This window comes from Pseudarthrobacter sp. CCNWLW217 (genome assembly GCF_037203985.1).
GTDB lineage: Bacteria > Actinomycetota > Actinomycetes > Actinomycetales > Micrococcaceae > Arthrobacter.
This window is the reverse complement of sequence record NZ_JBBCBT010000010.1, coordinates 106,265-132,057: the sequence shown is the minus strand read 5'-3', so window position 1 is coordinate 132,057 and position 25,793 is coordinate 106,265. Positions and strand designations below refer to the sequence as shown.

General features: G+C 66.0%; 25 protein-coding genes and 1 pseudogene. 4 read left to right on the top strand and 22 right to left on the bottom strand.

All coding sequences use genetic code 11. The features are described from left to right. Positions 1-13: 13 nt before the first annotated feature. The 7 genes from V9L18_RS13215 to V9L18_RS13185 form a co-directional block, all read right to left on the bottom strand. On the bottom strand, positions 14-493 hold the full coding sequence (locus V9L18_RS13215) for a hypothetical protein (RefSeq protein ID WP_337347622.1): 480 nt from the start codon (positions 491-493) through the stop codon (positions 14-16). 3 nt (positions 494-496) lie between these two features. Continuing rightward, positions 497-1,267: a 4-hydroxy-tetrahydrodipicolinate reductase gene (dapB, locus tag V9L18_RS13210; protein ID WP_337347621.1), complete on the bottom strand. Its 771-nt coding sequence runs from the start codon at positions 1,265-1,267 to the stop codon at positions 497-499. Positions 1,268-1,361: 94 nt separating this feature from the next. Beyond that, positions 1,362-1,823 carry a molybdenum cofactor biosynthesis protein MoaE gene (locus tag V9L18_RS13205; RefSeq protein ID WP_337347620.1) on the bottom strand — a complete coding sequence of 154 codons (462 nt, stop codon included), beginning with the start codon at positions 1,821-1,823 and terminating at the stop codon, positions 1,362-1,364. Beyond that, positions 1,813-2,340, bottom strand: coding sequence for a MogA/MoaB family molybdenum cofactor biosynthesis protein (locus tag V9L18_RS13200; RefSeq protein ID WP_337347619.1), 528 nt, complete (start codon positions 2,338-2,340; stop codon positions 1,813-1,815). The genes V9L18_RS13205 and V9L18_RS13200 overlap by 11 nt, the downstream gene beginning before the upstream one ends. Beyond that, a complete protein-coding gene (moaC, locus tag V9L18_RS13195) occupies positions 2,337-2,831 on the bottom strand; it encodes a cyclic pyranopterin monophosphate synthase MoaC (protein ID WP_337347618.1) in 495 nt (164 codons plus the stop codon). The genes V9L18_RS13200 and moaC overlap by 4 nt, the downstream gene beginning before the upstream one ends. Beyond that, positions 2,819-4,108: a molybdopterin molybdotransferase MoeA gene (locus V9L18_RS13190; RefSeq protein WP_337347617.1), complete on the bottom strand. Its 1,290-nt coding sequence runs from the start codon at positions 4,106-4,108 to the stop codon at positions 2,819-2,821. The genes moaC and V9L18_RS13190 overlap by 13 nt, the downstream gene beginning before the upstream one ends. Positions 4,109-4,132: 24 nt before the next feature. Further along, complete coding sequence (locus V9L18_RS13185) at positions 4,133-5,746, bottom strand: molybdopterin-dependent oxidoreductase (RefSeq protein WP_443197950.1); 1,614 nt, start codon at positions 5,744-5,746, stop codon at positions 4,133-4,135. Positions 5,747-5,887: 141 nt separating this feature from the next. Between V9L18_RS13185 and moaA the strand changes: the two genes are divergently transcribed. The 3 genes and pseudogenes from moaA to V9L18_RS13170 all read left to right on the top strand — a co-directional run bounded on the left by moaA (position 5,888) and on the right by V9L18_RS13170 (position 9,114). After that, complete coding sequence (moaA, locus tag V9L18_RS13180) at positions 5,888-7,015, top strand: GTP 3',8-cyclase MoaA (RefSeq protein ID WP_337347616.1); 1,128 nt, start codon at positions 5,888-5,890, stop codon at positions 7,013-7,015. A 4-nt stretch (positions 7,016-7,019) separates the two neighbouring features. Beyond that, entirely contained in the window at positions 7,020-7,286 is a 267-nt protein-coding gene (locus tag V9L18_RS13175) for a MoaD/ThiS family protein (RefSeq protein WP_337347615.1), read from the top strand. 156 nt (positions 7,287-7,442) lie between these two features. Continuing rightward, positions 7,443-9,114 (top strand): annotated as a pseudogene (locus V9L18_RS13170) (DUF222 domain-containing protein). Positions 9,115-9,287: 173 nt separating this feature from the next. Here the strand turns inward: V9L18_RS13170 and V9L18_RS13165 are convergent. From V9L18_RS13165 to truB, 10 genes are all read right to left on the bottom strand, one after another. Then, the gene (locus V9L18_RS13165; RefSeq protein WP_337347614.1) at positions 9,288-9,749 is read right to left on the bottom strand and encodes a DUF1579 family protein; all 462 of its coding nucleotides are present in this window, start codon (positions 9,747-9,749) and stop codon (positions 9,288-9,290) included. A 34-nt stretch (positions 9,750-9,783) separates the two neighbouring features. After that, entirely contained in the window at positions 9,784-11,127 is a 1,344-nt protein-coding gene (locus V9L18_RS13160) for a M16 family metallopeptidase (protein ID WP_337347613.1), read from the bottom strand. A 109-nt stretch (positions 11,128-11,236) separates the two neighbouring features. Then, positions 11,237-13,501 carry a polyribonucleotide nucleotidyltransferase gene (locus tag V9L18_RS13155; RefSeq protein WP_337347693.1) on the bottom strand — a complete coding sequence of 755 codons (2,265 nt, stop codon included), beginning with the start codon at positions 13,499-13,501 and terminating at the stop codon, positions 11,237-11,239. Positions 13,502-13,749: 248 nt separating this feature from the next. Next, the gene (rpsO, locus tag V9L18_RS13150) at positions 13,750-14,019 is read right to left on the bottom strand and encodes a 30S ribosomal protein S15 (RefSeq protein ID WP_310166300.1); all 270 of its coding nucleotides are present in this window, start codon (positions 14,017-14,019) and stop codon (positions 13,750-13,752) included. Positions 14,020-14,159: 140 nt separating this feature from the next. After that, positions 14,160-15,464: a kynureninase gene (gene kynU, locus V9L18_RS13145; protein ID WP_337347692.1), complete on the bottom strand. Its 1,305-nt coding sequence runs from the start codon at positions 15,462-15,464 to the stop codon at positions 14,160-14,162. 2 nt (positions 15,465-15,466) lie between these two features. Next, positions 15,467-16,321, bottom strand: a complete 855-nt coding sequence (gene kynA, locus V9L18_RS13140) for a tryptophan 2,3-dioxygenase (protein ID WP_337347612.1) — start codon at positions 16,319-16,321, stop codon at positions 15,467-15,469. A gap of 30 nt (positions 16,322-16,351) precedes the next feature. After that, positions 16,352-17,335 carry a bifunctional riboflavin kinase/FAD synthetase gene (locus V9L18_RS13135; protein ID WP_337347611.1) on the bottom strand — a complete coding sequence of 328 codons (984 nt, stop codon included), beginning with the start codon at positions 17,333-17,335 and terminating at the stop codon, positions 16,352-16,354. A gap of 142 nt (positions 17,336-17,477) precedes the next feature. Beyond that, positions 17,478-17,936 (bottom strand): hypothetical protein, encoded by a 459-nt coding sequence (locus V9L18_RS13130; protein WP_337347610.1) that lies wholly within the window; start codon positions 17,934-17,936, stop codon positions 17,478-17,480. Between the two features lie 19 nt (positions 17,937-17,955). Further along, a complete protein-coding gene (locus tag V9L18_RS13125) occupies positions 17,956-18,309 on the bottom strand; it encodes a hypothetical protein (protein ID WP_337347609.1) in 354 nt (117 codons plus the stop codon). 2 nt (positions 18,310-18,311) lie between these two features. Then, a complete protein-coding gene (truB, locus tag V9L18_RS13120; protein WP_337347608.1) occupies positions 18,312-19,247 on the bottom strand; it encodes a tRNA pseudouridine(55) synthase TruB in 936 nt (311 codons plus the stop codon). A gap of 98 nt (positions 19,248-19,345) precedes the next feature. On the opposite strand from truB, the gene V9L18_RS13115 reads away from it, so the two are divergent. Beyond that, on the top strand, positions 19,346-20,500 hold the full coding sequence (locus V9L18_RS13115; RefSeq protein ID WP_337347607.1) for a pyridoxal phosphate-dependent aminotransferase: 1,155 nt from the start codon (positions 19,346-19,348) through the stop codon (positions 20,498-20,500). 11 nt (positions 20,501-20,511) lie between these two features. Here V9L18_RS13115 and trxA read toward each other — a convergent pair whose 3' ends face one another. From trxA to V9L18_RS13090, 5 genes are all read right to left on the bottom strand, one after another. Next, positions 20,512-20,964: a thioredoxin gene (gene trxA / locus V9L18_RS13110; RefSeq protein WP_337347606.1), complete on the bottom strand. Its 453-nt coding sequence runs from the start codon at positions 20,962-20,964 to the stop codon at positions 20,512-20,514. 21 nt (positions 20,965-20,985) lie between these two features. Further along, entirely contained in the window at positions 20,986-21,471 is a 486-nt protein-coding gene (locus V9L18_RS13105; protein ID WP_337347605.1) for a nucleoside deaminase, read from the bottom strand. Between the two features lie 91 nt (positions 21,472-21,562). Further along, positions 21,563-22,072 (bottom strand): 30S ribosome-binding factor RbfA, encoded by a 510-nt coding sequence (gene rbfA, locus V9L18_RS13100; protein WP_337347604.1) that lies wholly within the window; start codon positions 22,070-22,072, stop codon positions 21,563-21,565. 244 nt (positions 22,073-22,316) lie between these two features. Beyond that, positions 22,317-25,211 (bottom strand): translation initiation factor IF-2, encoded by a 2,895-nt coding sequence (infB, locus tag V9L18_RS13095; RefSeq protein WP_337347603.1) that lies wholly within the window; start codon positions 25,209-25,211, stop codon positions 22,317-22,319. Positions 25,212-25,363: 152 nt separating this feature from the next. Next, positions 25,364-25,726: a YlxR family protein gene (locus tag V9L18_RS13090; protein WP_337347602.1), complete on the bottom strand. Its 363-nt coding sequence runs from the start codon at positions 25,724-25,726 to the stop codon at positions 25,364-25,366. Positions 25,727-25,793: the final 67 nt, after the last annotated feature.

Genomic DNA, 25,793 nt, shown 5'->3' with positions numbered 1-25,793 from the left:
TTCTGCGCAGCGGCTATGCGGGAACCTTGCCGCGGAACAGCTTCACGGCGTCACGCATGGACGCCCGGGCACGCTTGCGGTCGCCCGCGGCGTCGTAAGCGCAGCTAAGCCGGAACCAGGAACGCCAGTCCTCAGGAGCTGCCTCAGCCTCTGCCCGGTACTTTTCGAACTCCGCGTCCGCCGCTGAACGGACAATGCGCCCGGCAGGGGTTCGCGGCAGTTCATCCACGGGGAGCCCGCCTTCGGCCTCCAAGACCTTCGCCATCTGTTCAGTGCGGGCACCGAAGAGCAGTTCACGGACCATGGCCCACCCGCCAATGATGGGCAGGACCAGGTACGCGGCGCCGATCGCCTTGGCGGCAGGGTTGCTGTCCAGCAACAGCAGGACGGACCGCTGGAACGACACCACCAGGTAGAACACCAACAGGAGCGTTATGGCACCCACCCAGATCTTGGTGCGGTTCTTCCGGAAGGCGGCCACCACGTCAGCCACGGTTCAGAGCCCCAGATCGAGGTAGCCGTCAAGGCCTACTGTGAGGCCCGGGCGGGAGGAAACATTGCGGACACCGAGCAGTACGCCAGGCATAAAAGAGGCGCGATCAAAGGAGTCGTGACGGAACGTCAGCTGCTCCCCCGGTCCGCCAAGGAGCACTTCCTGGTGGGCTACCAGCCCTCGGAGGCGGACGCTGTGGACGCGGACACCATCCACCTCGCAGCCCCTGGCACCGGCGAGTTCGCTGGTGGTGGCATCGGGGCTGGGCGGCACATCAGCAGCTTGTCGCTCGGCGGCAATGAGCTGGGCGGTGCGCACGGCGGTGCCCGACGGCGCGTCCACCTTGTCCGGGTGGTGCAGTTCGATGATTTCCACTGACTCGAAGTACTTGGAAGCCTTGGCCGCGAACGCGGAGGCCAGCACGGAGCCGAGTGCAAAGTTGGGGGCGATCAGCACACCGGTTTCCGGGTGCTCCGCGAGAAGTGTTTCCAGGGCGGCGAGACGGCCGGTGTCCCAGCCGGTGGTGCCCACTACGGCATGCATTCCGTGCTCGACGGCGAACCGGATGTTCGCTTCGGTGCTCTCCGGAACCGTCAGGTCCACCACGACTTCGGCACCCGATGCGGTCAGCTGCTCCAGGGAGTCGCGACGCCCGAGCGCTGCGACCAGCTCCAGGTCTGAGGCGGCTTCAACGGCCTTGACGGCCTCGGCGCCCATGCGTCCGTTGGCGCCCAGGACGGCGACGCGCCGGGGAGCGGAAAGTTGTTGGGTCATGCCATTAACCCTACCGTCGGGCCGGCCGCGGGATGGAACCGATGGCTGTGCGTTACCTCCCACTGTGGGCCGGCAGGCAGGAGCAACCGGTAGCTCAGCTGCCCGCGCCCACCCACTCAACCGTGCCGTCGGCGAAGAACTGTTCCTTCCAGATGGGCACCTGCTCCTTGATTCGGTCCACCAGTTCGGAGCAGACCGCAAAAGCCTGGCCCCGGTGCGCCGCCGAAACCGCGCACACCAGCGCGGGATCGCCGATTTCCAGCATGCCGATGCGGTGGGCAGCCCAGATCCGCACCGGCTGGGTGGAGGAGCCCTCGCCCGCGTGTTCGGCAACGAGCCGGGCGACGACGTCGGCCATCACCTGGTGGGCCGTGGGGTGGGCGCTGTAACTGAGCCGCTCGACTTGCTTGCCGCCGTCGTGGTTCCTCACCACGCCGCTGAAGCTGACCACTGCCCCGGCGGTATCCGATTCGACGGCCGCGATGGCCTGGTCCACGGAGATGGGCTCGGAGCTCAGGACTGCGTGGACTACCTCGAACATGGATTCAGTGCCCATGGCTGCCCTCCAACTGGTCGCAAAGGTGCCCGATCACGGGGTCCAGGACGGACAGTCCGTCCATGACGCCCTTGGGTGAACCGGGCAGGTTGACGATGAACGTGCCGCCGTGCGCGCCGGCATGGCCGCGACTGAGCGCTGCAAGCGGTGTTTTGGCCGCCCCTGCCCGCCGGATGGCCTCCATGATGCCCGGGATTTCCCGGTCCAGCAGGGGCAGCGTGACGTCGGGCGTGCGGTCGTCCGGGCTGAGCCCGGTGCCGCCGCTGGTAATCACGACGGCGGGACGCTGGGTGAGCAGCGCCCTGATCGCCGCGCCGACGGGCTCGCCGTCAGGCACCACCATGGCAGGGAACGCCTCGAAGCCGTGCTCGGTGAGCCAGTCGATGATGACCGGCCCGGTTTCGTCCTGGTAGATCCCGGCCGCGGCGCGTGTGGACGCGATGACCACGCCGGCTTTCCGGCCCTGGACGTCGCCATGCCGGTGCGGCTCCGGCAGGAAAGTACTTTCAGTGCTCACAGTTTCCAATCCCCGCTCTTGCCGCCGCTTTTCGCCAGCACCTTGATGTCCGTCAGTACAGCGTGCTTGTCCACGGCCTTGATCATGTCGTACACACTGAGGGCGGCAACGGAGGCCGCCGTGAGGGCCTCCATCTCCACGCCGGTGACTCCCCGGGTCTTGACCGTGGCCAGGATGGCGACCGAATCCGCCCCCAGCTCGAAATCCACGGTCACCTTGGACAGTGGCAGTGGATGGCACAGCGGGATGAGGTCGGGGGTCTTTTTGGCAGCCATGATGCCGGCGACGCGGGCCACCGCCAAGGCGTCCCCCTTGGGCAGTCCGCCCGATCCCAGCAGGCCCAGGACTTCTGCAGTGGTGTTGACGGTGGCCGTGGCGGTGGCTTCCCGGGTGGTTTCGGCTTTCTCCGACACGTCCACCATCTGCGCACTGCCGTCCTGGCGCAGATGCGTCAGCACAGGGGGGCTTTGTTCTGAATTCACAACATCCATACTTCCACCTCGTCACCCTCCACGAGAGCCGAGAGCCCAACAGGGACGTGCACCAAGGCGTTGGATCCTGCCAGTGCGTGCATCAGGTGGGAACTTTCGCCGCCTTCCAGCCGGACTGTGCCATCGTTGTGGAGGCTTCCGCGGCGGACCTGGTGCTTGTGGGCGGGTGAGGTGAGGCCGTGCGCCAGCCGGGCCCGGACAGATGTCCGGTGCGCGGGCGTTCCAAAGAGCTCGGACAAAACCGGCCGCAGGAACATTTCGAAAGACACCAGGCAGCTCACCGGATTCCCAGGAAACCCGAGGAAGGGCACGCCCTCGAACGTGCCAATCCCCTGCGGCCCTCCCGGCTGCATGGCGACGTGAACGAAGTCGGCGCCCTGCCCCTCAAGCACCTGGCGTACCACCTCGTAAGCCCCCATGCTCACGCCGCCCGTAGTGACGATCAGGTCCACCGAAGACGCTTGGCTGCCCAGCAGCGCCTGCAGTTCACCGGGGCTGTCCGTGGCAATCCGCGTGCGCACCACCGTCAGTCCTGCCTGGCGCATGGCGCTCTCCAGCAGGGTTCCATTGGAGTTGTAGATTTTGCCGGCTGGCAGCGGCTGGCCGGGTTCCACCACTTCATCGCCCGTGGTGACCAAAAGGACTGTCAACCCCTTGTGCACGGTCACTTCGTCGATACCCAGCCCTGCCAGGAGCCCCAGTTGGGCCGGTCCGAGGAAGGTCCCTGTAGCCAGCGCCTGCTCTCCCGCGGCGAGGTCGCTGCCGACGGACCGCACAAACGTTCCAGACGCCGTGGATGGCAGCCACACAGTGCTGTCCGTTTCCGGGTCCGGGAACCGGTCCGGTACTGCTTTCTCGACGGGGACGACGGCGTCCGCGCCGGCCGGGATCATGGCGCCGGTCATGATCGGGGCGGCCCAGCCCGGCTCCAATGGCGCCGGCATGGCACCGGCCGGGACCGGGGCAGCCACACGGAGCTCCGCGCCGCCGTCGGGCATTGCTGCACTGTTGACGGCAAAACCGTCCATTTGCGAGTTGGCGAACGGCGGCAGGCTGACCGGCGCCGTCACCTCGTGCGCCAGGCCCCTGCCCAGGGCATCCCGCAAGGCCACCCGTTCAGTGCGGCCCGCAGCTCGCAGCGGTGCCAGCAGCTCCACGACAGCCGTTCGGTGCTCCTCCACCGACCTGGCGCGGTGGTTGCCTGTGCGGTGCGAGCCGCCGGAGGGGACGCCGTCGTGGGCGGGCGCGTGGCCGTGCGGATGCGGGACACTGGGCATGTGACTGCTTTCGGTTGCGGCCAGTTACGGGTTCACGTCAACTCTAATGGTGTGGAAGCCGGTGGCTCCGTCGGGCGCAACGGCCCGGCGTTCCTCTGCCTGCGGTTCGCCATCCAGGTCGGTGGCGCGCACTTGGACCTCATACTGGCCGGGACTCAGTTCGATCCCGCACTTCCACTGATACCAGGTGTCCACCGAGATCCCGGGGGCAAGCTCGGCCTCCTGCCAGGCACCCCTGTTGACACGCACCTCCACCTTGCCGATCCCGGTGTGCTGGGCCCAAGCCACTCCGCCGAACACGACAGTGCCCATGGTGACCGCCCGGCCGCTGCGCGGCACGTCGATCCGGGACGACGTTTTGATGGGGCCGTGGTCCGACCAGCCACGGGTTGTCCAGTAGGCGACGTCGTCCGCGAACCTGGTGACCTTCAGTTCCGTGAGCCATTTGGTGGCTGATACGTAGCCGTAGAGCCCGGGGACCACGAGACGCACGGGAAACCCATGCTCCAGCGGCAGCGGCTCACCGTTCATTCCGATGGCCAGGATGGCGTCCCGGCTGTCAGTGAGGACGTCCAGGGGCGTGCTCGCCGTCCAGCCGTCGGTGCTCCTGGAGAGGACCATGTCCGCGTCCGGCCGCGGCCGGGCCAAGGCAAGGAGTTCGCGGACCGGCCAGCCCAGCCAGCGGGCATTGCCGATCAAATCGCCGCCCACCTCATTGGACACGCAGGCGATGGTCACGTGCCGTTCGATCAGGGGCTTGGCCAGCAGTTCGCCGAAGGTCAGTTCGACTTCCTCAGCCACGAGGCCGGTGACGCGCAGGACCCATTTCCCGGGATCAATCGCGGGCACGGCGAGGGCTGTGTCGATTCGGTAGAAGTCGATGTTGGGCGTCACCAACGGTTCCATGCCGTCAAGCCCTACCTCCGCGCCGGACGGAATGGGCGGCGCGGCCGATCCCGCGGCAGGGAGCCGAAGCTGCTGGCGGGCTTCGTTCACAAGGGTGGCCGCACCCCGCCACACCGTGGCGAGGGCTCCGCCCAGCGCGGTGACCGCCGCCCCGCCGGCCAGGAACTGCAGGAAGCTTCGCCGGGGCTGCCCTGCGACTTCGGCATTAGCCGGGTTGTCCAGCCACCTGTGCAGCCTGCCGGTCAAAACACGCAGCAGAATCACCGCTGCCAGCGCTACCAGCAACGGAACCGCGACGGCGGCAGGGGTCGCCTGCTGCCTGGTCAGCACAGCGGCCGCTCCGGCGAGCCCAAAGACAGCAATCACCAGCGCGCCGGCAAAACGCCTGCGGTATTCGATGACTCCCGCCAGGGCAGCCAACGCGGCGATGACAAGTGCCATCCCCACCAGCAACGCCACTTTGTCGGAAGTGCCGAACACCGCGATGGCCCAGTCCTTTACTGCGGGCGGCACGGCGTCAATCACGGCTCCACCGACCGCGGTCAGGGGAGATACAGCCGGGCTCACCAGGCCGGCGACCAGCTCTCCGAACACCACCCCGCCGCCCACCGCCACCACTCCGGAAGCCGCGGCCCAGCGGGCGCTCCGGTTGCCTGCACCGGCGGTTCCGGGCGTTGCCGGGGGTCGAGTGCCGCCGTCGGCCGTTCCCTCACTGCGCTCGGGTTTGTCCACAACTCCAGCATAGGTTCGCCCGCCCCCGGCGGCACTGGCCAGGCGCGAAGGCTTCGCTGATTTGCGGAGACTGGTATGTCAGTCGCGGTTCAATGCGTCACGGACGTCCTGCCCGGGCGAAAGTTGGCGTAGCCTGAATTCATGAGTGTTCAGCTTGGCATGCCGCAGCCACGGGACGCCGCAGGCGCCTCCCTGCCGCCCAGGCCTGCCGCGCGCCCTGCCGATGCCCCTGCGGGGCTGGTGGACCGCTACGGCCGCAGGGCAACGGACATGAGGCTGTCGCTGACGGACAAGTGCAACCTGAGGTGCACGTACTGCATGCCTGCCGAGGGCCTGGAGTGGCTGGCCAAGCAGGCGGTCATGTCAGCTGAGGAGATCGTTCGGATTGTCCGAATCGGCGTCGACAGGCTGGGGGTCAGGGAGCTTCGGCTGACCGGCGGCGAACCTCTTGTCCGGCATGACCTCGTGGATATAATCGCCGCGCTCCGGAACAACCACCCCGACTTGCCGATCTCCATGACAACCAACGGGGTGGGCCTGACCAAAAAGGCCGCCGCGCTGAAGGCGGCCGGGCTAACCCGCATCAATGTCTCCCTGGACTCGCTGCATGAGGAGACCTTCACCAAGCTGACCCGCAGGCCATTCCTTGACCAGGTACTGGCCGGGGTGGATGCTGCGTGGGCTGCCGGCCTGGGGCCGGTCAAACTCAACGCCGTACTCATGCGGGGCATCAACGACGCGGAGTCGCCGTCGTTGCTGGCATGGGCGCTGGACCGAGGTTACGAGTTGCGCTTCATCGAGCAGATGCCCCTGGACGCCGATCACGGCTGGACCCGGCGGAACATGATCACGGCCGCCGAGATCCGTTCGCTGCTTTCCGCGGACTACGTCCTGAGCCCGGACCCGCGTGCCCGCGACGGTGCCCCCGCGGAACGCTTTGAAGTACGACGCCGGGTGGCCGGGTCTGAGGACGCGCACGGGCCCGTGCTGGGCACCGTGGGAATCATCGCCTCCGTCACTGAGCCGTTCTGTTCTGATTGCCGCAGGACCCGGATCACCGCCGAAGGCAAGATCATGAGCTGCCTTTTCTCCAGGGAAGAGTTTGACCTCCTGGGGCTCCTGCGGGAGGGGGCCAGCGATGACGCCCTGGCCGAACGGTGGCAGGACGCCATGTGGGTCAAACCCAAGGCACACGGCATGGACCACGTGGGACTGGACGCCCCGGATTTCGTCCAGCCTGACCGCAGCATGAGCGCCATCGGAGGCTGAATTCTTGAACGTACGATACTTCGCTGCCGCGCGCGCCGCTGCAGGTGTGGAAGAGGAGCAATTCGAGCTGCCCGTTGGCGCCACGGTGGAGTCGCTGCTCGAGGCCGTGCTGGCTGTGCAGCGCCCCGAACCGCCGGCCGGCACTCCTCCTCTGCCGCGCATCCTTTCAAGGAGCAGCTTCCTGCTCAACGAGGTGGCTGTGCGGGACCGGGGTGTGGCACTTCAGCCAGGAGATGTGGTGGACGTCCTCCCGCCGTTCGCCGGGGGCTAGGCACCTTCTGTTTCCGCTCGCGCGAACGCATACTTGCTGGCTTCGCGGGCGCGGCCAAAGCCCGCTGCGAATGTGGTCTTGGACGGGGCCGGGAGGTTATCCACATAGCGTGGTTGATGTGCTGTTTTTGTTGGCGGGTCGCTGGATGATGGGGGTATGGAGAGGTCGACAGCGGACGGTGCCTTGGAGGCCCTTATGGCTTCTGCCGCTGCACTTGCCGTCGTTGTTCCGGGTCCGGAATCCGCTGGTGCCTGCGTTCGGGATCCGCTGCGGGCTCAGGCTGATGGCTGGCTGGACTCCCTTCAGGAGGCGTGCCGGCTGCAGGCTGCCACGGCTGCCTTTATCGTTCACGCCGTTGCCGGGTTCGCCGACGCAACCCGGGCGATGTCCCGTCCGGATGAGCAGCCGCACCAGCGCCTTGCCCTGGAGATGGGCATCGTCTCGGAACTCGCGTGTGTGATGACGGTGAGCGAACGCTCCGCGTCCTCCCTGTTGGCGCAGGCCCATGAATTGACCACTGCCCTGCCGTTGACGCTGGCTGCGCTGCAGAAGGGGTCGATGTCATGGCAGCACGCAAGGGCCATGGTCGACGAAGCGGCCAGCCTGGACCCCGCCGGGGCGGCTGCGTTGGAAGCCCACTTCCTGGACCCGGACGCACCGGACGCAGCCAAGAGGTGCCCTGCCGGTGACCTGGTCCCGTCCCGATTCCGGGCCGCGGCCCGGACCTGGCGGGAACGGCACCACCCGGTCGAGAAACGCCATGCCAAAGGCGTCCTGGACCGTCGGCTGGAGTACGCCCCGGACCGGGACGGCATGGCCTGGCTTTCGGCCTACCTGCCCGCGGACCAGGCGGCCGGGATCTGGAACGGCATCACCGCCACCGCCCGGGCCCTCCAGGGCCCGGCCGAGGACCGGACCCTGACCCAGCTCCGGGCCGACATCGCCGCCAAACTGCTCCTCAGCGCCGGCTTCACCCCCAGCAGCCCGGCACCTGGCAGCACCGACACTGCCCCCGGCAACAGCGCCGGCACCAGCAGTGTGAGCGTCAATGGTGGTGTGGCCCGCAGCACCACCGACGGCACCAGAACGAGCACCGGCTTCAGCGACGGAATTGCCACCAGCTCCAACGATGTCGTGGCTGGTGGCGTTCCGGCCGCCGACTCGGCCTCCGTCAGTGATGTCGCGGCTGGCCAAGTACCGTCGCCGGCTGCGCAGGTCCTGGTGACGGTGCCGATGTTCGCGCTGATGGGGCTGACGGACGAACCTGCCGATCTTGACGGGTACGGGCCGATCCCGGCGTCCATGGCCCGGAAGCTGGTCGCTGACGGGTCGTCCTCATTCCGCCGAATACTGGTTGACCCCAGTGATGGGGCGCCGCTGGAGATCGGACGGAACAGCTACCGCATCCCGCCGGCGATGCGGCAATGGCTAAGACTTAGGGACCGGCAGTGTTCGTTTCCCGGCTGCAACAACCAGTCCTTGGACAACGAAGCGGACCACAATCTGGCTCGGGCTCACGGCGGGACCACCGGCGTATCCAACGTCGGGCAACTTTGCCGCAAACACCATCGGCTCAAGCACACCACAACCTGGGCCCCCACCGGCCTGCAAGGACAAACCACCCGGCTGGACATCACCCACGGGCAGGCACTACCCGAGCGAACACCACGACTGGGAACCACCCCAACTGCCTGCTGCGGTGCAGGATGCGTTGCACGCCCTGGACCGCACACCTGCCCGGAACAGGAACCGTGTCCTGGATCCGGACAGCGAGCCGGCCCCGGATCCGCACCCGGCTATGGCCAGTGTTCGGGGCCCGGACTGGTAACAACCCTGGACTCGTGCCGCAGGGACTCATCCGCCCGGTGCAGCAGCGTCATCGCCCGGTGCCGCATGATTGAAATATGCAGGCTGGGAGCCGCTCTTGGGGCGCCGAGCGTACGTTCGCGCCGTGAGTTGCGCCAGTGCCGTGAGTTGCGCCAGTGCCGTGAGCCGCGCTATTCAGGCCCGGCGGCACTCCGAAGTCATAAAAGGCACGAAATGGGGTGCGTCCCCGAGGCGCAACTCTGCGGTGTGCGTGAGCACCCCGTTGTCCACCCGGAATGTATGGCGGGCGGTCCCCCGGTCACTATGGCGCTCCACGCGAAGGACCCCCTCAACCCACGTGCAGCGGACCGGAGCCCCCGGGGGCAGCCCCAGACTGTCCACGTAATACCAAAGAACGTCGTCGTGATCGGGGTCGACCGTGAAGACACCGTGTCCTTCAAAATGGGTGCCGTCCGCTTCCGTATGCCGGTAGCTCTGCACCACCGCGTAGCCACCGGCCGCCCGGGTGTAATTCACTTCCGCTTCGGCGGTGCGTTCGGGGCCCCACGCGGACGCCGCAAGCCGCGTGGTTCCGCGCCAGTGTCCCAGGAAGTCCTCGAGTACAGCGTGCACGGTGCCAGTCTGCGGCCGGTTCATAGCTCCATTATGTCGGGGCGCAGCAACATCCCGCTCAGAGCCCGAAAGTCTCGGTTTCTTCAAACGGGCCAACCACTGTCACCGTGCGGGGCGCTGCGGCGAGCTCCTTCGCAAGATCCTGGACTTCCTCGGCCGTAACGGACTTGATCAGCCGCAGGGTCTCATCGATGTCCTGGTACTCACCGGACACCAGTTCGGCGCGGCCCAGCCGGGACATGCGTGACCCGGTGTCCTCCAGGGCAAGGACAATCCCGCCACAGAGCTGGCCCACGGCCTTGCGGAGTTCGTCGTCGGAAATCCCGCCTTCGGCGAGCTTGTCCAGCTCGGCGCCGAGGAGATCCAGCACCTGGCGGACCTTCGATGGTGTGCATCCGGCATACATCCCGAAGTAGCCGGCGTCGGCGTAGGAGGAAGCGAAAGAGTAGGTGGAGTACACCAGGCCGCGCTTCTCGCGGATTTCCTGGAAGAGGCGTGAGGACATGCCGCCGCCCAGAACAGCGTTGAGTACGCTCATGACGTAGCGGCGGTCATCCGTGGCCACTATGGTGGGGCAGCCCATGATGATGTTTGCCTGTTCCACCGCACGCTTGACCACATGCAGGCCGGCAGTGCCGGTGATGTCCGCGCGCTCAGTGGAGCGCCGCTCCACGGGGGCTGCATCTGGCTCAAGCGACCAACCGGCAGCGTGGAGCGCCTCCACCACCAGGCCGCAGACGACGTCGTGCTCAAGGCCTCCAGCGGCGGTGATGACCAGCTCGTCCGGGCGGTAGTAGCGGCGGTAATGCTCCCAGACGGAGTCGCGGGCAACCGCCCGGATGGCTGCGGGGGTGCCGCCGATAGGGCGGCCCAGCGGATGCGTACCCAGCACGGCAGCCACAAAGTTTTCGTGTGCCACGTCCGTGGGGTCGTCGCTGTCCATGGCGATTTCTTCGAGGATGACGTCGCGTTCCTGCTCCATTTCGGCGGGATCCAGGACGGCGCCGGTGATCATGTCGGCAATGACGTCAATGGCCATAGGCAGATCGGAGTCCAGCACGCGTGCGAAGTAGCAGGTGCTCTCCTTGGCGGTGGCGGCGTTGGATTCCCCGCCCACCTCGTCGAATGCCGAGGCGATTTCCAGGGCCGTGCGCCGCTTGGTTCCTTTGAACAGCAGGTGTTCGAGGAAGTGCGTTGAACCGTGCTGTCCCGGGGCCTCGTCGCGCGACCCGACACCCACCCAGAAACCGATCGTTGCCGAGCGCTGGCCCGGCATCGCCTCGGTGAGCACCCGAACGCCGCCGGGGAGCACCGAACGCCTGACGACGGAGCCGCCGTCGGTTCCGTGGACGAAGGTGTCACCGGGCTGGTTCTGCTCAAGCGGCAGGGGTACAACAGTCATTGAAGCCTTTCGGGAGCGGCAGCCGGATCTGGCTGCCATCGTAACAGCGGCGGGGCCGGTGGATCATCCACCGGCCCCGCCGATTCATGCTGTGTGGTGCAGGAGCCGATTACTCGGAGTCTGCAGAGCCCTCTGCCCCGGCGGAAGCGTGAACGCGCTCGGGCTCGCCGGCGCCTTCCTCTTCAGCCACAACGGGTGAGAGCGACAGCTTTCCGCGGTCGTCGATCTTGGTGATTTCCACCTGGATCTTCTGGCCCACGGACACAACGTCATCAACGTTGTCCACGCGCTTGCCGCTGGCCAGCTTGCGCAGCTCGGAGATGTGCAGCAGGCCGTCCTTGCCCGGAGTCAGGGAAATGAAGGCACCGAAGGTGGTGGTCTTGACGACCGTACCCAGGTAACGCTCGCCGATTTCCGGGACCTGCGGGTTTGCAATGGCGTTGATGGCGGAGCGTGCTGCGTCAGCAGACGGACCGTTCGTGGCGCCAATGTAGACCGTGCCGTCGTCCTCGATGGAGATGTCGGCGCCAGTGTCTTCCTGGATCTGGTTGATCATCTTGCCCTTGGGCCCAATGACCTCGCCGATCTTGTCAACCGGGATCTTGACCGCGATGACGCGCGGCGCGAACTCGGAGAGTTCATCCGGGGTGTCGATCGCGGAGTTGATGACATCCAGGATGTGCAGGCGGGCTTCGCGGGCCTGCTTCAGTGCTGCTGCCAGCACGGAGGCGGGGATGCCGTCGAGCTTGGTGTCCAGCTGGATGGCCGTGACGAACTCGGAAGTACCGGCAACCTTGAAGTCCATGTCGCCGAAAGCATCTTCGGCACCCAGGATGTCCGTGAGGGCTGCGTAGCGGGTCTGGCCGTCAACCTGGTCGGAGACCAGGCCCATGGCGATACCTGCAACTGCTGCCTTCAGCGGCACACCTGCGTTGAGCATGGACAGCGTGGAGGCGCAGACCGAACCCATCGACGTCGAACCGTTGGAGCTGAGGGCCTCCGACACCTGGCGGATGGCGTACGGGAATTCCTCGCGGGACGGAAGCACCGGCACGAGTGCGCGCTCTGCCAAGGCACCGTGGCCGATTTCGCGGCGCTTGGGCGAGCCCACGCGGCCGGTCTCACCGGTGGAGTACGGCGGGAAGTTGTAGTTGTGCATGTAGCGCTTGCGCGTTACGGGAGACAGCGAGTCGATCTGCTGTTCCATCTTCAGCATGTTCAGCGTGGTGACACCCATAATCTGGGTCTCGCCGCGCTCGAAGATGGCCGAACCGTGAACGCGGGGCAGAACCTCGACCTCGGCGGTGAGCTGGCGGATGTCCGTCAGGCCACGGCCGTCGATGCGGATCTGGTCCTTGAGGATGCGCTGGCGCACAACGTGCTTGGTGACCGAGCGGAACGCTGCGGACAGCTCCTTCTCGCGGCCTTCGAACTGGCCGGCCAGGGAAGAGGTGACCTCGTCCTTCAGTGCGTCCGAAGCGGTGTCGCGCTCCTGCTTGTCAGCGATCTGGAAGACAGCGGCGAGCTTCTCGGCGGCAGCAGCCTCAACAGCGGCGTAGACGTCGTCCTCGTAGTCGAGGAAGACCGGGAACTCGACGGTCGGCTTGGCAGCACGGGCGGCGAGGTCGGCCTGGGCGTCGCACAGTGCCTTGATGAACGGCTTGGCAGCCTCGAGGCCTTCGGAGACAACCTCTTCGGTGGGAGCGGTGGCGCCCTGTTCCTTGATGAGGTTCCAGGAGTTATCCGTGGCCTCGGCTTCGACCATCATGATGGCGACGTCGTCACCGGCGATACGGCCGGCCACAACCATGTTGAACACAGAGTTCTCAAGCTGGGAGTGCTTCGGGAAAGCAACCCACTGCGAGCCGTTCTCATCAGCAACGAGGGCAACGCGGACGCCGCCGATCGGGCCGGAGAAAGGCAGGCCGGAGAGCTGGGTGGACATGGAGGAAGCGTTGATGGCCACAACGTCGTAAAGTTCGTCCGGGTTGATCGCCAGGACGGTGACCACGATCTGGACCTCGTTGCGCAGGCCCTTGATGAAGGCGGGGCGCAGCGGCCGGTCCATCAGGCGGCAGGCCAGGATGGCTTCGGTGGACGGGCGGCCTTCGCGGCGGAAGAACGAGCCCGGGATGCGGCCGGCAGCGTACATGCGCTCTTCGACGTCGACCGTCAGGGGGAAGAAGTCGAAGCCTTCGCGCGGGTGCTTGCCGGCAGTGGTTGCGGACAGCAGCGCGGTGTCTTCGTCGATGTACACCATGGCTGCGCCGGCTGCCTGCTTGGCAAGGCGGCCGGTTTCAAAGCGGATTACACGCTTGCCAAAGCGGCCATTGTCAATGACTGCTTCTGAGAACTGGATTTCGGGACCCTCCAAGAGAGTCACCTCCGTTTCTTGATTTGAACGGAAGTCCAGCCGCATCAACCCAGCCCAGCATCTGTCTACTGGCCTGCACTGCACCCGGTCATCGATCGAGACCCACGGGCCGGGCTTCAGTCAACGAAGCTTCCCGGGGATCACTACCGAGGACCGCGAATGCGTGATGCGGTTGATCCTCCTGTTTAGTTTTTCTACTGAAGAAGGCGGCCCGTTCCGGCAAAGGAAAGGGCCGCCCCTAAATCAGACTAGCGGCGCAGGCCGAGACGCTCGATGAGCGCGCGGTAGCGGGCGATGTCAGTCTTCTTGAGGTAGGTGAGCATGCGCTTGCGACGACCAACCATGGCCAGCAGACCGCGCTGGGTGTGGAAGTCGTGCTTGTGCTCCTTCATGTGCTCAGTGAGATCCTTGATCCGCTGAGTCAGGACTGCAACCTGGACCTCCGGTGAACCGGTGTCGCCTTCGCCGGTTGCGTATTCCTTGATGATGGACTGCTTTACAGCGGCGTCAAGTGCCACAATAACTCCTAGAGATGTGCCGTGAGGCCCGAATCAGTAATTCACTGCCGGGTGTGCCAGCGCGGGAATCCCTGGGAAATTCCCGGAGTCCCTGCACATAACAAGAACCAGCCGCCACGGACTGCAGCCGGATCCAACGTTTAGTTTACCGGCATGCCGCGCGGGTTGTCGAAACCGCGGCCTTCCAGCCGTTCCCGGATGGCGGCCACGCCGCGGTGGACTTCCTCGAAGGACGTGCTCAGCGGCGACAAACCGATCCGGATTCCTTGGGGTGCGCGGAAGTCAGGGATGACGTCCTGCTCCCACAGTTCAGCCGTCACGTCGCGGAACGCCGGATGGTCCACCGTGATGTGGCTCCCCCGCTGCTGCGGGTCGCGCGGTGATGTCAATCTGACGCCAAGGGGTTCCAGCCATGCTTCGAACAGTTCCACGGCAAAGCCGGTGAGCTTGAGCGACTTTTCCCGAATTGCCGCCATGCCGGCTTCTTCGATGAGGTCCAAGGTGCCGCGCATCGCGAGCATCCCAAAAATGGCCGGTGTGCCGCTGAGGAAACTCCGGATCCCGGGCGCGGGCTCGTAGCCGGCGGCCATCTCAAACGAGTCCTTGCGGCCCATCCAGCCCCAGACCGGCTGCTGAAGCCCCGACAGGTGCCGGCTGTTGACGTACGCGAAGGCCGGTGAACCCGGGCCGCCGTTGAGGTACTTGTACGTGCACCCGGCCGCGAAATCGACGCCGGCGCCGTCCAGGTCGATCTCCACCGAGCCTGCGGAATGGCAGAGATCCCAGACCACTACGGCACCGGCGTCATGGACGGCGGCAGTAATGGCTTCCAGGTCGGCAAGGAATCCTGAGCGGTAAGCCACGTGGCTCAAAAGTACGACGGCGGTGGCAGGGCCGGTTGCCTCCCTCACCTGTGCGACGCTCACCCCGGACGAGGGATCGGATTCGATCCACCGCAGGGTCAGCCCTTCCTCGCGGGCGATGCCCTCCACGAGGTAACGGTCAGTGGGGAAGTTATCGGTGTCCAGGACAATTTCGGTGCGCTCAGGGCTGCCCACTGCTGCCACGGCCGCGCGGATGAGCTTGTAGAGCACCACTGTTGTTGAGTCTGCGATGACAGTCTGGCCCGGGGCGGCGCCGAGGACGGCGCGGCCCAGTTGGTCGCCAATGGTGTGCGGGAGTTCAAGCCATTCCTCGTCCCAGCCACGGATCAGTCGTCCGCCCCAGCTGTCCCGGATGAAGTCACTGATGTCCTGCGGCGTGCGCTTGAGCGGGCGGCCCAGCGAGTTGCCGTCCAAGTAGGACAGTGGCGTGTCGGTGCCGATGAAGAGGTCCCGGTAGGGAGCCAACGGGTCCGCGGCATCCAGCTCTGCCGCCCGCCGGAGGAGGGCGCCGCCGTCGTGATCCTGCCTTGTTTCCTGGCCGTTCGAATTCCCGGCACCCATGCTCACTGGCCGATCTCCGTCCGGACGGCGAAGAGTTCGGGGAAGAAGGTCAGCTCAAGTGCTTTCTGCAGGAAAGCGGCGCCGCTGGAGCCTCCTGTTCCGGACTTCATGCCGATGGTTCGTTGCACGGTGCGGAGGTGCCGGAAACGCCATAGCTGGAAGTTGTCCTCAAGGTCCACAAGCTCCTCGCAGGCCTCGTAGGCTCCCCAGTTATCGGCAGCGTTTTCATAGATGTGCTTGAACAGCGGCACCAGTTCCGGGCAGAATTCGTGGGCGCGCGTGACGTCGCGCTCCAGGACGGAGAGGGGCACGTCGAAGCCCTGCCTTGCGAGGTAGGACAGGAATTCGTCGTAGATGCTGGGGGCAGTGAGCAACTCCTCCAGCATGGAGTGGGCTTCGGGATCGGATTCGAACACCGGCAGCATCTTGCGGTTCTTGTTGCCGAGGATAAATTCGACGGCCCGGTACTGGCTGGACTGGAAGCCTGATGAGTTGCCGAGGAAGCCGCGGAACTGGGAGTACTCCGTGGGCGTGAGCGTGGCCAGGACCGACCACTGTTCCGTGAGCGTCTTCTGGATGTGCTTGACCCTGGCGATTCCCTTCAGCGCGGAGCCGAGGTCGTCGGCGCGGAGCCAGGCCGCGGCGCTGCGGAGTTCATGAAGAACCAGCTTTAGCCACAGCTCGGTGGTCTGGTGCTGGATGATAAACAGCAGTTCGTCGTGGTGTTCGGGTTTGCTGACGGGCTGTTGGGCGCTGAGGAGGGTGGGCAGCTGCAGGTACGAGGCGTAGCTCATGCGGGAACTGAAATCGCGGACAATGCCCTTGTCCAGTTTCCTGGTGTTCTTTTCAATGGTCACTTCGGCTGCCTTTCCTGGCGGGTGCTCCGATCAGCGGCGGACCAGGAGATCATGGGCCTGGACCACGTCCAGGCGCATCTGGTCCACCAGTGCCTCAGGCCCACGATAGGCCACCATCCCCCGGAGCCTGGCCACGAATTCCACCACTACTGTCTGGCCGTACAGATCGAAGTCCTCCACGGACTCGTCCGGACGGTCGATCACATGGGCTTCGACCTGGCGGCTGACGCCGTCAAATGTGGGGTTGGAACCAACTGAAATGGCCGCAGGCCAGCGGGTGCCGGCCTGGTCAACGAGCCACCCGGCGTAGATTCCGTCAGCAGGGATGAGTCCGGTTGCTTCATGGGCAAGGTTGGCCGTGGGGAACCCAAGCGCCCGTCCCCGGGCAGCACCGTGGACCACCTCGCCGCGCATCCGGTGCGGGCGGCCGAGCACGGCAGCGGCCGTGGCGACGTCGCCCTCCCGCAGTGCCTCACGCACCCAGGTGGAGGAGCAGCGGCGGTCCTTGCCGTCGTCGTCATGCAGGGGGTAGCCCTCCGAGCCGAACTCGCTGATGACCTGGACGTCGAAACCGAACTTCTCGCCAAGCTGCTTCATGGTGTCCAGGTCGCCGGAGTTGCCGCGGCCAAAACGGGCGTCGTGGCCGATCACCACGTGGCTGGCGTGGAGGCTGTCAACGAGTACCTGGCCCACGAACTCCTCGGCCGTAAGGGCCGCCAGGTTCAGGGAGTATTTCATCACCAGGATGGCGTCCAGGCCCAGTTCCCCCAGGGCTTCGAGTTTGTCGTGCAGGCCCATGATCATCTCGGGCGCCGACTCCGGACGGTGGATCACTGCGGGGTGGGGATCGAAGGTCACAGCCACGGCTTTGGTGCCGTTGCGGCGGGCGGACCGGATCAGCTGGGACAGCACCTGCTGGTGGCCGCGATGGACGCCGTCGAAGTTGCCGAAAGTGACAACGGATGGACCGAAGTCCGCCGGGACCTCGGACGGATCGTTCCAGATGTAGACCATCACCCTCGCCTTTTACTGCCTGCAACTGACATGTACGCGGCGCCTGACCGGCGCCGGAACTCTCTAAGATTACCCGGTATCACGGGCGCACCAGGACGGCGCCGCGGACGTGGCGGCCGGCCGGCCCGGGAGCGGAAAACGATCAGGCCGCTGCTTGGCGTTTGCCCGGGCGCCGCCTGTACAGCCAGGCCAGGCCAAGGATCGGCAGCACCAGCGGAATAAAGGCATACCCCCGGCCAAACAAAGACCAGACGGTTTCGTGCGGGAACTGCACCGGGTCAAACACGCTCAGTGCTCCCACTACCACCACGCCCACCAATTCCACCAGCACCGCAGCCAGCGAGACCTTGAACCAGGTACTTCCGGGCTTGGCCAGGGAGACGGTAGCCACCACGTACACGAGGGCGGCAAATGCTGAGAGCAGGTAGGCCAGCGGCGCCTCGGAGAATTTCGTCAGGATCTGGTAGCCGGCCCGGGCGGTGGCGGAGATGGCGAACACAGCATAGACGGCGATCAGGAGCCTGCCGGGGCCGGTGTTCCGCGTGTCCTTGGCAGATGGGTTTGCCTTGTCCGGCGTCGCTTCGGAGCGAGGTGATTTCACGTTGCGGGCTTCTTCCACTTCAGTACCAGATCTGGTTCATTCGGGCGGCCATAACCAGGGCGGTCACCCCGACGGCGGCCAGGACAAAGTTGCTCCAGCGGGTCCGTTCGAGGATGGACCAGTAGACGGCGGCGGGCGGCAGGAGCATGGCTGTAACCAGGTAGCCCCAGAACTCCCAGGCTTCGCCTGCGATTGGTTCGCCGGCCACCACCCTGACAATGGAGCCCACGAGGTAGACCACGAGGGACAGTTCGACGCCGGCAACGGACAGGATAGTGAGGTCGTTGGGGGCCTTCTTGAGGATTCCGGCCACCAGGCAGATGCCGCTGGAGAGGAGGCCGACAGCCAGGATGATATAGAAATATGCGTCCATGCCTAGGACTCCCGGGTGCCATTGCCGGGCGCGAAAACCAGCACAGGTTTGGCAAAGTTACCCGAATCCGCCAGGAGCGCCACAAGGCTGCCATCAGGGGCAAACGCTGCGGCTGGATGATCAGCGGTGGCGGCCTTGGGACTGCCTGCCTCGGCGCCAGCTGCGATCCGGCGGCCGAAGGAGATCTCCGTGGTTTCCTCGGCGGTGAGCTCCCTGTTGGGCATCAGAGCCCTGGCGGCCTCGGACATCTCCAGGACCTGGAGTTCCTCGGCCAACTGTTCCAACGTCCGTGCCTGCTCCAGCGAGTAGGGGCCAACGTGGGTGCGGCGGAGCGCCGTCAAGTGCCCGCCGACACCCAGCGCGTTTCCCAAGTCCCTGGCCAGCGCGCGGATGTAGGTGCCGGAAGAGCACTCCACGGTGACGTCGATGTCCACTACCGTGGAGTCCGCTTGCCCGGTGCCGGTTTCCCGGTGGATGCTGTGCACTTCGAAGCGGTGAATCGTAACGGGGCGGGCAGCGAGCTTGACCTCTTCGCCGGAGCGAACCCGGGCGTACGCCCGTTCGCCGTTAACCTTGATCGCACTGACGCTGCTGGGCACCTGCTGGATCAGCCCCGTAAGGGCCGCCACGCCGTCGTGAATGGCCTCATCCGTAACCGCGGCAGCGCTGGTGGAGGCAACGACGTCGCCCTCGGCATCGTCGGTGACGGTTGACTGGCCCAGCCGGATGGTGGCGGTGTACGTCTTGGAGGTGCCCACGATGTAGGTGAGCAGTCGCGTGGCCTTGTTAATGCCCACCACCAGGACCCCCGTGGCCATGGGATCCAGCGTCCCTGCATGCCCTACTTTCCGGGTTCCGGCGATGCGCCGCATCCGACCAACCACATCATGGCTGGTCCATCCTTGCGGTTTGTCCACTATCACCAGTCCAGAAAGCACGCCTCCCAGTATATCGGCGCCGACGGCGGCCCCGGCCCACACCCCCCCAGGCCAGATCCGGGCCTGCCCGGATCCTGGCCACGGCTAGGATGGCAATCATGCCTGAGCTTGCCGCGCACGCGCGTGACGTACCCGTCAACCAGATCCGCGAAATCACAGAGGCCGCCTGGCGCAGTCCCGGTGCGATCGTCCTGAGTATCGGCGAGCCGGGCTTCGCACTCCCCCGCCACGTCCTTGAAGCCGGAATGGCATGCCTGGACAGGGACGAAACCAACTACACACCCAACGCCGGCATCCCGGCACTCCGCGAAGCGTTTGCTGCCAGGTTTAGCGCCGGCGTCAGCCATGGCATCGGCGCCGAGCGGGTGTACGTAGTGGCCGGCGCGCAGCAGGGCCTGCACCTTGCCATGAGCCTGCTGCTCTCCCCTGGCGATGAGATCCTGATCCCCAACCCGGGCTACCCAACGTTCGCCATGACCAGCCGGCTCCTCAGCGCCGTCCCGGTGGGGTATCCGCTGTATCCCGAGGAGGACTTCCAGCCCCGGATCCAGGACATCGAGGCCCTCATCACGGACCGGACGCGCGTGCTCGTGCTGAACTCGCCCTCCAATCCCTTGGGCGCAGTCCTCGGCGAGGAACTAACGCGGCAACTCGTGGAACTCGCCCGCCGGCACGACCTCTGGATCATTTCCGATGAATGCTACGAGGCTTTCACCTACGATGTTCCCCACGTCAGCCCGGCGCGGTTCGACAGCGACGAGCCCGGTGAGGCGCGCGTCTTCACGTCCCTGACGCTGTCCAAGACGTACGGCCTGACCGGCCTCCGGATCGGTGCCCTGGTCTGCCCGCCCGGGCTGGAGCAGAAGATGAACAACGTGATGGAGGCGATTGTCTCCTGCGTTGCGTCGCCCTCGCAGTATGCGGCGCTCGCGGCCCTCACCGGACCGCAGGACTACGTCCGGGACACCCACGCCCACTACCGGGCCAACCGGGATGCGGCTTCGGCCATCCTCGACGCCAAGGGGATTCCGTACTTGAGCGCGCAAGGGGCCTTCTATCTCTGGGCCGACGTTTCCCACGTGAGCGAGGGCGACGTCCGGGGTTGGGTCCGCCGGTTCCTCGCCGGCTCGGGGGTGGCGCTTGCGCCGGGAACGGCCTTCGGCTCGATCGGCGAGGGTTGGGTGCGGATCGCGCTGTGCGGCGGTCTGGACGAGTTGGTGGAGGGCGTTGGCCGGTTGCCCGAGCGCACCTGAGTCAAGAAACCCTAACTGCGGCTGTCGGCCAACGCCCCATCCAGCCAGGAGCGAAGCGCCGCCGCAGGGGCCGCCCCCGCCTGCCGGGCTACCACTCTTCCGTCGACGATAACCATCAGCGTGGGGATGGCCTGCACGTCGAACCGACGGGAAAGCTGCGGGGAACGGTCAACGTCCACCTTAACGAGCTTGATCCGGCCGGCCCGTTCCACGGCAAGTTTGTCCAGGACCGGGCTCACCATCCGGCAAGGACCGCACCAGGCAGCCCAGAAATCGATGAGTGCGGGAACCGGGGACCGTTCTGCAATCAAGGCGAAGTTGTGATCGCCGGCGGTAACGATCCAGGGCAGGTCCAACCGGCAACTGCCGCAGCGTGGACGGCCGCCAGCGTCGGCGGGAACCCTGTTGGTCTTCCCGCAGTTGGGGCACTTGATGAGCGTTGGTTCCGCTGCGCTGGGCTCCACTGCGCATTCTGCCTTCCGGGGTCAGTAGTGTGTGCGGTGCCTATTGCGCCGCCACGCTTCAAACGGGGCGTCCGACGCCGACACAGCAGCCTGGGCGACCGGCAACAGTTCCGGCCGGGTGCCGCTGAAATAGTCATAGAACACGGCGTCGTCGAAGCCTGCTGCGGCGGCTCCGTGCCGGTCGGCGGCGAAGTAGACACGGTCGATGCGGGCCCAGAGGGCGGCCGCCAGGCACAACGGGCATGGCTCACAACTGGTGTAGAGAACAGCCCCGCGCAGGTCAAACTTCGCTGTGGCCGCCGCGGCCGTCCGGATCGCTACGACTTCCGCGTGTGCCGTGGGGTCGTTGTCCCGGGTGACGCGGTTGATGCCTTGATGGACGCGTCCGTCCACGGTCACCACCAGCGCACCGAAGGGACCACCGCCGTCGGCAACGTTCTTGACGGCCAGTTCAACGGCCCGTTCCAGGTATCGGGAAGCTTCATGGTTCTCGCTCGCCAGGGTCATAGCTAGATCCTAGCCCGGCAGACGCAGGAAGGCCCGGACTGCAGTTGCAGTCCGGGCCTTCCTGTAAGCCACGCTGTGGTGCGTCAGAGGCCTACTTGTTGCCGTCTTCGTCGAGTTCTTCGTCGTCGGTGACGTCAAGGTCCTCTTCGTCGAAATCGTCCTCGTCGATCTCCACATCGGCAGGCACATCACGCTTGTAGGGATCGGCGTCGCCGGCGTGCTTGGCCTTCTCGGCGAGGGCGGCAACCTCGGCGTCGCGCTTCTTCGCGGCCCGGAGGAGTTCCTCGAGGTTGGAGGCAACCACGGGAATCTGGTCGGCCACGAATTCAAGGCTGGGAGTCAGCCGGACCGTTACGTTCCGGCCCACTTCCTGGCGAAGCACGCCTTTGGCCTTCTCAAGACCCTTGGCAGCATCAGCCTGGACAGCCTGGTCACCAAACACGGTGTAGTAGAGGGTGGCGTGCTGCAGGTCGTTGGTCACCCGGGCATCGGTAATAGTGATGCCTTCAAGCCGAGGATCCTTAACCTTCCGGCCCAGGGCCTCGGCAACAACAACCTTAATCCGCTGCGCCAACTTGGCAGCCCGTGCGGGATCAGCCATGAACAACTCCTAAAAATTTGGATGTACGACGGCGGCTTGGCGGCTGCGTCGCACGTTTAGTTTGGATGCCACGCGCCTCAGGCGAGCCTACGACGGACCCGCGTTGGGTTTTTCCGGCGGCCTGGGAGTGGCATCGGGCCTGTCGGAGCCGGGCGGCTGGCGATCGCAGATCGCCAGCCGTCCGGCGAAGGGGCGGGGCCGCCGGGAAAACCCAACGACCCCGACCCTGTGGAACTAAACCGACTTAGACGCGCGGCTTCTCGCGCATCTCGAAGGTCTCAATGATGTCGCCTTCGGTGATGTCGTTGAACGACCCAAGACCGATACCACACTCGAAGTCCGTACGGACCTCGGTGGCGTCGTCCTTGAAGCGCTTGAGCGTCTCAACGGTGAGGTTGTCACCGATGATCTTGCCGTCGCGGCTGATGCGCGCCTTGGTGTTGCGTCGGATGACGCCCGAGCGAACGATGGAACCTGCGATGTTGCCGAACTTGGAGGAACGGAACACTTCGCGGACCTCGGCGGTGCCCAGCTGGACCTCTTCGTACTCGGGCTTGAGCATGCCCTTGAGGGCCATCTCGATGTCATCGATTGCCGAGTAGATGACGGAGTAGAAGCGCATGTCCACGCCTTCGCGGTCTGCCAGTTCGGCAACTCGCTCGGCAGGCTTGACGTTGAAGCCGATGATGACGGCGCTGTCGACCGTCGCCAGGTTGACGTCGTTCTGCGTGATGGCACCAACGCCGCGGTGGATGACGCGCAGCTGCACGCCTTCGCCGACGTCGATCTTGAGCAGCGCGTCTTCGAGGGCTTCCACGGCACCGGACACGTCACCCTTGAGGATGAGGTTGAGGGTGTCGATCTTGCCGTCGGCCACGGCCTGGTCGAAGTCTTCCAGGCTGATGCGCTTGCGGCGCTTCGCCAGGGCGGCGTTGCGGTCGGCTGCTTCACGCTTCTCGGCGATCTGGCGGGCGGTGCGCTCGTCAGCGGTCACAAAGAAGGTGTCACCGGCGCGCGGCACGTTGGACAGACCCAGGACCTGCACGGGGCGGGACGGGCCGGCCTCGGTCAGGGCGCTGCCGTCGTCGTCGAACATGGCGCGGACGCGGCCGTGGGCCGTGCCTGCAACGATGGTGTCGCCGACGCGCAGTGAACCGGACTGCACCAGGACGGTGGCCACGGAACCGCGGCCCTTGTCCAGGTTGGCTTCGATCGCGATACCGCGTGCGTCCTTGTTCGGGTTGGCGCGCATGTCCAGGGCGGCGTCTGCGGTGAGCAGGACGGCCTCGAGCAGCTCGTCGATGTTGAGGTTCTGGCGGGCAGAGACCTCCACGAACATGGTGTCGCCACCGTATTCTTCGGGAACCAGGCCGTACTCGGTCAGCTGGCCGCGGACCTTGTCCGGGTTGGCGCCTTCCTTGTCGATCTTGTTCACGGCCACCACGATCGGCACATTCGCTGCCTGTGCGTGGTTGAGGGCTTCAACGGTCTGCGGCATTACGCCGTCGTCCGCTGCGACCACCAGGATGGCGATGTCAGTGACCTTGGCACCACGGGCACGCATGGCGGTGAACGCCTCGTGGCCCGGAGTATCAATGAAGGTGATCTTGCGATCGGTGCCTTCGTGGTTGTGCGTGACCTGGTAAGCACCGATGTGCTGCGTAATGCCACCGTGTTCGCCGGCCATGACGTCCGACTTGCGGATGGCATCGAGCAGGCGGGTCTTACCGTGGTCAACGTGGCCCATGACGGTGACAACCGGAGGACGTGCCTCGAGGTCTTCGTCGCCTTCGGCTTCCAGCTCTGCTTCGAAGTCGATGTCGAAGGTGGAGAGCAGCTCGCGCTCCTCATCCTCCGGCGACACAACCTGGAGCTTGTAGCCAAGCTCCTCGCCGAGCAGTGCGAAGGTTTCCTCATCCAGTGACTGGGTGGCCGTGGCCATTTCGCCCAGGTGGAAGAGAACGGTAACCAGCGCTGCGGGGTTTGCCTCGATCTTGTCGGCAAAGTCCGTGATGGACGAACCGCGGCGGAGCCGCACTACGGTGTTGCCATCGCCGCGGGGTACGCTCACGCCACCCAGCGACGGGGCACTCATCTGCTCAAGTTCCTGGCGCTTGGCACGCTTCGACTTGCGCTGCTTGCCACGGCCTGCGCCGCCCTTACCGAAAGCACCCTGGGTGCCACCGCGTCCGCGGCCACCCTTGCCAAAGCCGCCGCCGGCCGGAGCGCCGCCACCGGCACCGGGAGCACCGGTACCTGGAGCGCCACCTGGACGTCCCGGACCACGGCCACCGGCACCCGGACGGCCTGCACCAGCCGGTGCGGGACGCTCAGTGCGGTTAGGCATCATGCCCGGAGTAGGACGGTTTCCACCGGCACCACCGGGACGCGGTGCCCCGGGTCGCGGACCACCGGCACCTGCTGCGGGACGGGGACCGCCCGCACCGGCTGCTGGACGCGGACCACCGGGACGGGGGCCACCGGCACCGGCTGCCGGACGGGGACCACCGGGGCGTTCGCCGTCGGTACGGCCACCGGCGCGGGGCATGCCCTGGGAGGTAGCGAATGGGTTGTTACCCGGACGCGGAGCGCGCTCACCATCGCCGCGGCCGCGGGGCATGCCCTGGGACGTAGCGAACGGGTTGTTGCCCGGACGGGGGCCGCCGGGACGCGGCGCAGAGCCGCCCTGTGCAGCTCCGCCTGAGCGGGTGGGTGCTGCCGGAGTCTCTGCCTTGGGGGCGGGACGGGCGCCCGGCTTGGCTCCGGTGGACGGAGCGCTTGCTGCCGGAGCGGAAGCAGCCGGGGCTGGTGCAGCCGGAGCTGCAGAAGCGGCAACGGGCGCAGCCGGGGCTGCGGGCGCTGCAGCGGCAGGCGCCGGAGCTTTGGGGGCTGCTGGACCGGGAGCAGGTGCTGCCGGACGTGATTCTGCCGACGGGGCAGGCGCCTTGGGCGCGGCTGCCGGAGCTGCGGCCTTAGCCGCGGCGTCGGGATAGGCGTTGCGGAGTTTCCGCACCACCGGGGCCTCAATGGTGGAAGAGGCGGAGCGAACGAATTCGCCCAGTTCCTGCAGTTTTGTCACTGCATCTTTGGAAGTAATACCGAGCTCTTTAGCGAGCTCGTGTACGCGGACCTTGGCCACATTTCTCCTGTCTCGGTCCGCACCGAGCCAGGCACGAACCGTCTACTTCTTACTGCGGGCCCTCACCGCGGCTGCGGCTGCAGGGCCCATTGCAGAGCGCAACAAAGTTGTCATCGTTGCGCACTCATCGCTGGGAACTCATCGGGTTTCCATCAGTTTTCTGACCCGCTTTCAGGTTGGACGGTTGTTGCTGCAGCTACCGGAGGTAACCGCAGCGGGCCTTCAGCGCCCGCGCCTGCCTTGATCCGGCGTTCGACGTCGGCGGTCCCGGTCGCGCCGTTAAGGGCACGTCCGAATGCTCGCCGCTTGACCGCCAGGGCCAGGCACGATTCGCTGGGGTGCAGCCATGCACCCCGGCCAGCCATCCGGCGTCGTTCATCGACTATGACAGCGGACGAACCGCTGGCATCAGCCACGAGCCGGAGGAGCTCCGACCGCGGACCCTTCTTCCGGCATCCGATGCAGGTACGCTGCGGTTGATTCTCGCTGTGAAGCACTTCTGCCACGGTGAGCATCTTCCTGACGTACTAGCTGCCAGCCCATGCCAGCCCGCCACAGCAAACTGCAGGGAGGGCACGCAAG

Coding starts and splice junctions, on each gene's coding strand:
- dapB (WP_337347621.1), bottom strand. CDS start 1,267: ATGACCCAACAACTTTCCGCTCCCCGGCGCGTCGCCGTCCTGGGCGCC.
- V9L18_RS13205 (WP_337347620.1), bottom strand. CDS start 1,823: ATGGGCACTGAATCCATGTTCGAGGTAGTCCACGCAGTCCTGAGCTCC.
- moaC (WP_337347618.1), bottom strand. CDS start 2,831: ATGGATGTTGTGAATTCAGAACAAAGCCCCCCTGTGCTGACGCATCTG.
- V9L18_RS13190 (WP_337347617.1), bottom strand. CDS start 4,108: ATGCCCAGTGTCCCGCATCCGCACGGCCACGCGCCCGCCCACGACGGC.
- moaA (WP_337347616.1), top strand. CDS start 5,888: ATGAGTGTTCAGCTTGGCATGCCGCAGCCACGGGACGCCGCAGGCGCC.
- V9L18_RS13165 (WP_337347614.1), bottom strand. CDS start 9,749: ATGAACCGGCCGCAGACTGGCACCGTGCACGCTGTACTCGAGGACTTC.
- V9L18_RS13160 (WP_337347613.1), bottom strand. CDS start 11,127: ATGACTGTTGTACCCCTGCCGCTTGAGCAGAACCAGCCCGGTGACACC.
- kynU (WP_337347692.1), bottom strand. CDS start 15,464: ATGGGTGCCGGGAATTCGAACGGCCAGGAAACAAGGCAGGATCACGAC.
- V9L18_RS13135 (WP_337347611.1), bottom strand. CDS start 17,335: ATGGTCTACATCTGGAACGATCCGTCCGAGGTCCCGGCGGACTTCGGT.
- V9L18_RS13125 (WP_337347609.1), bottom strand. CDS start 18,309: ATGGACGCATATTTCTATATCATCCTGGCTGTCGGCCTCCTCTCCAGC.
- V9L18_RS13115 (WP_337347607.1), top strand. CDS start 19,346: ATGCCTGAGCTTGCCGCGCACGCGCGTGACGTACCCGTCAACCAGATC.
- V9L18_RS13105 (WP_337347605.1), bottom strand. CDS start 21,471: ATGACCCTGGCGAGCGAGAACCATGAAGCTTCCCGATACCTGGAACGG.
- rbfA (WP_337347604.1), bottom strand. CDS start 22,072: ATGGCTGATCCCGCACGGGCTGCCAAGTTGGCGCAGCGGATTAAGGTT.
- V9L18_RS13090 (WP_337347602.1), bottom strand. CDS start 25,726: ATGCTCACCGTGGCAGAAGTGCTTCACAGCGAGAATCAACCGCAGCGT.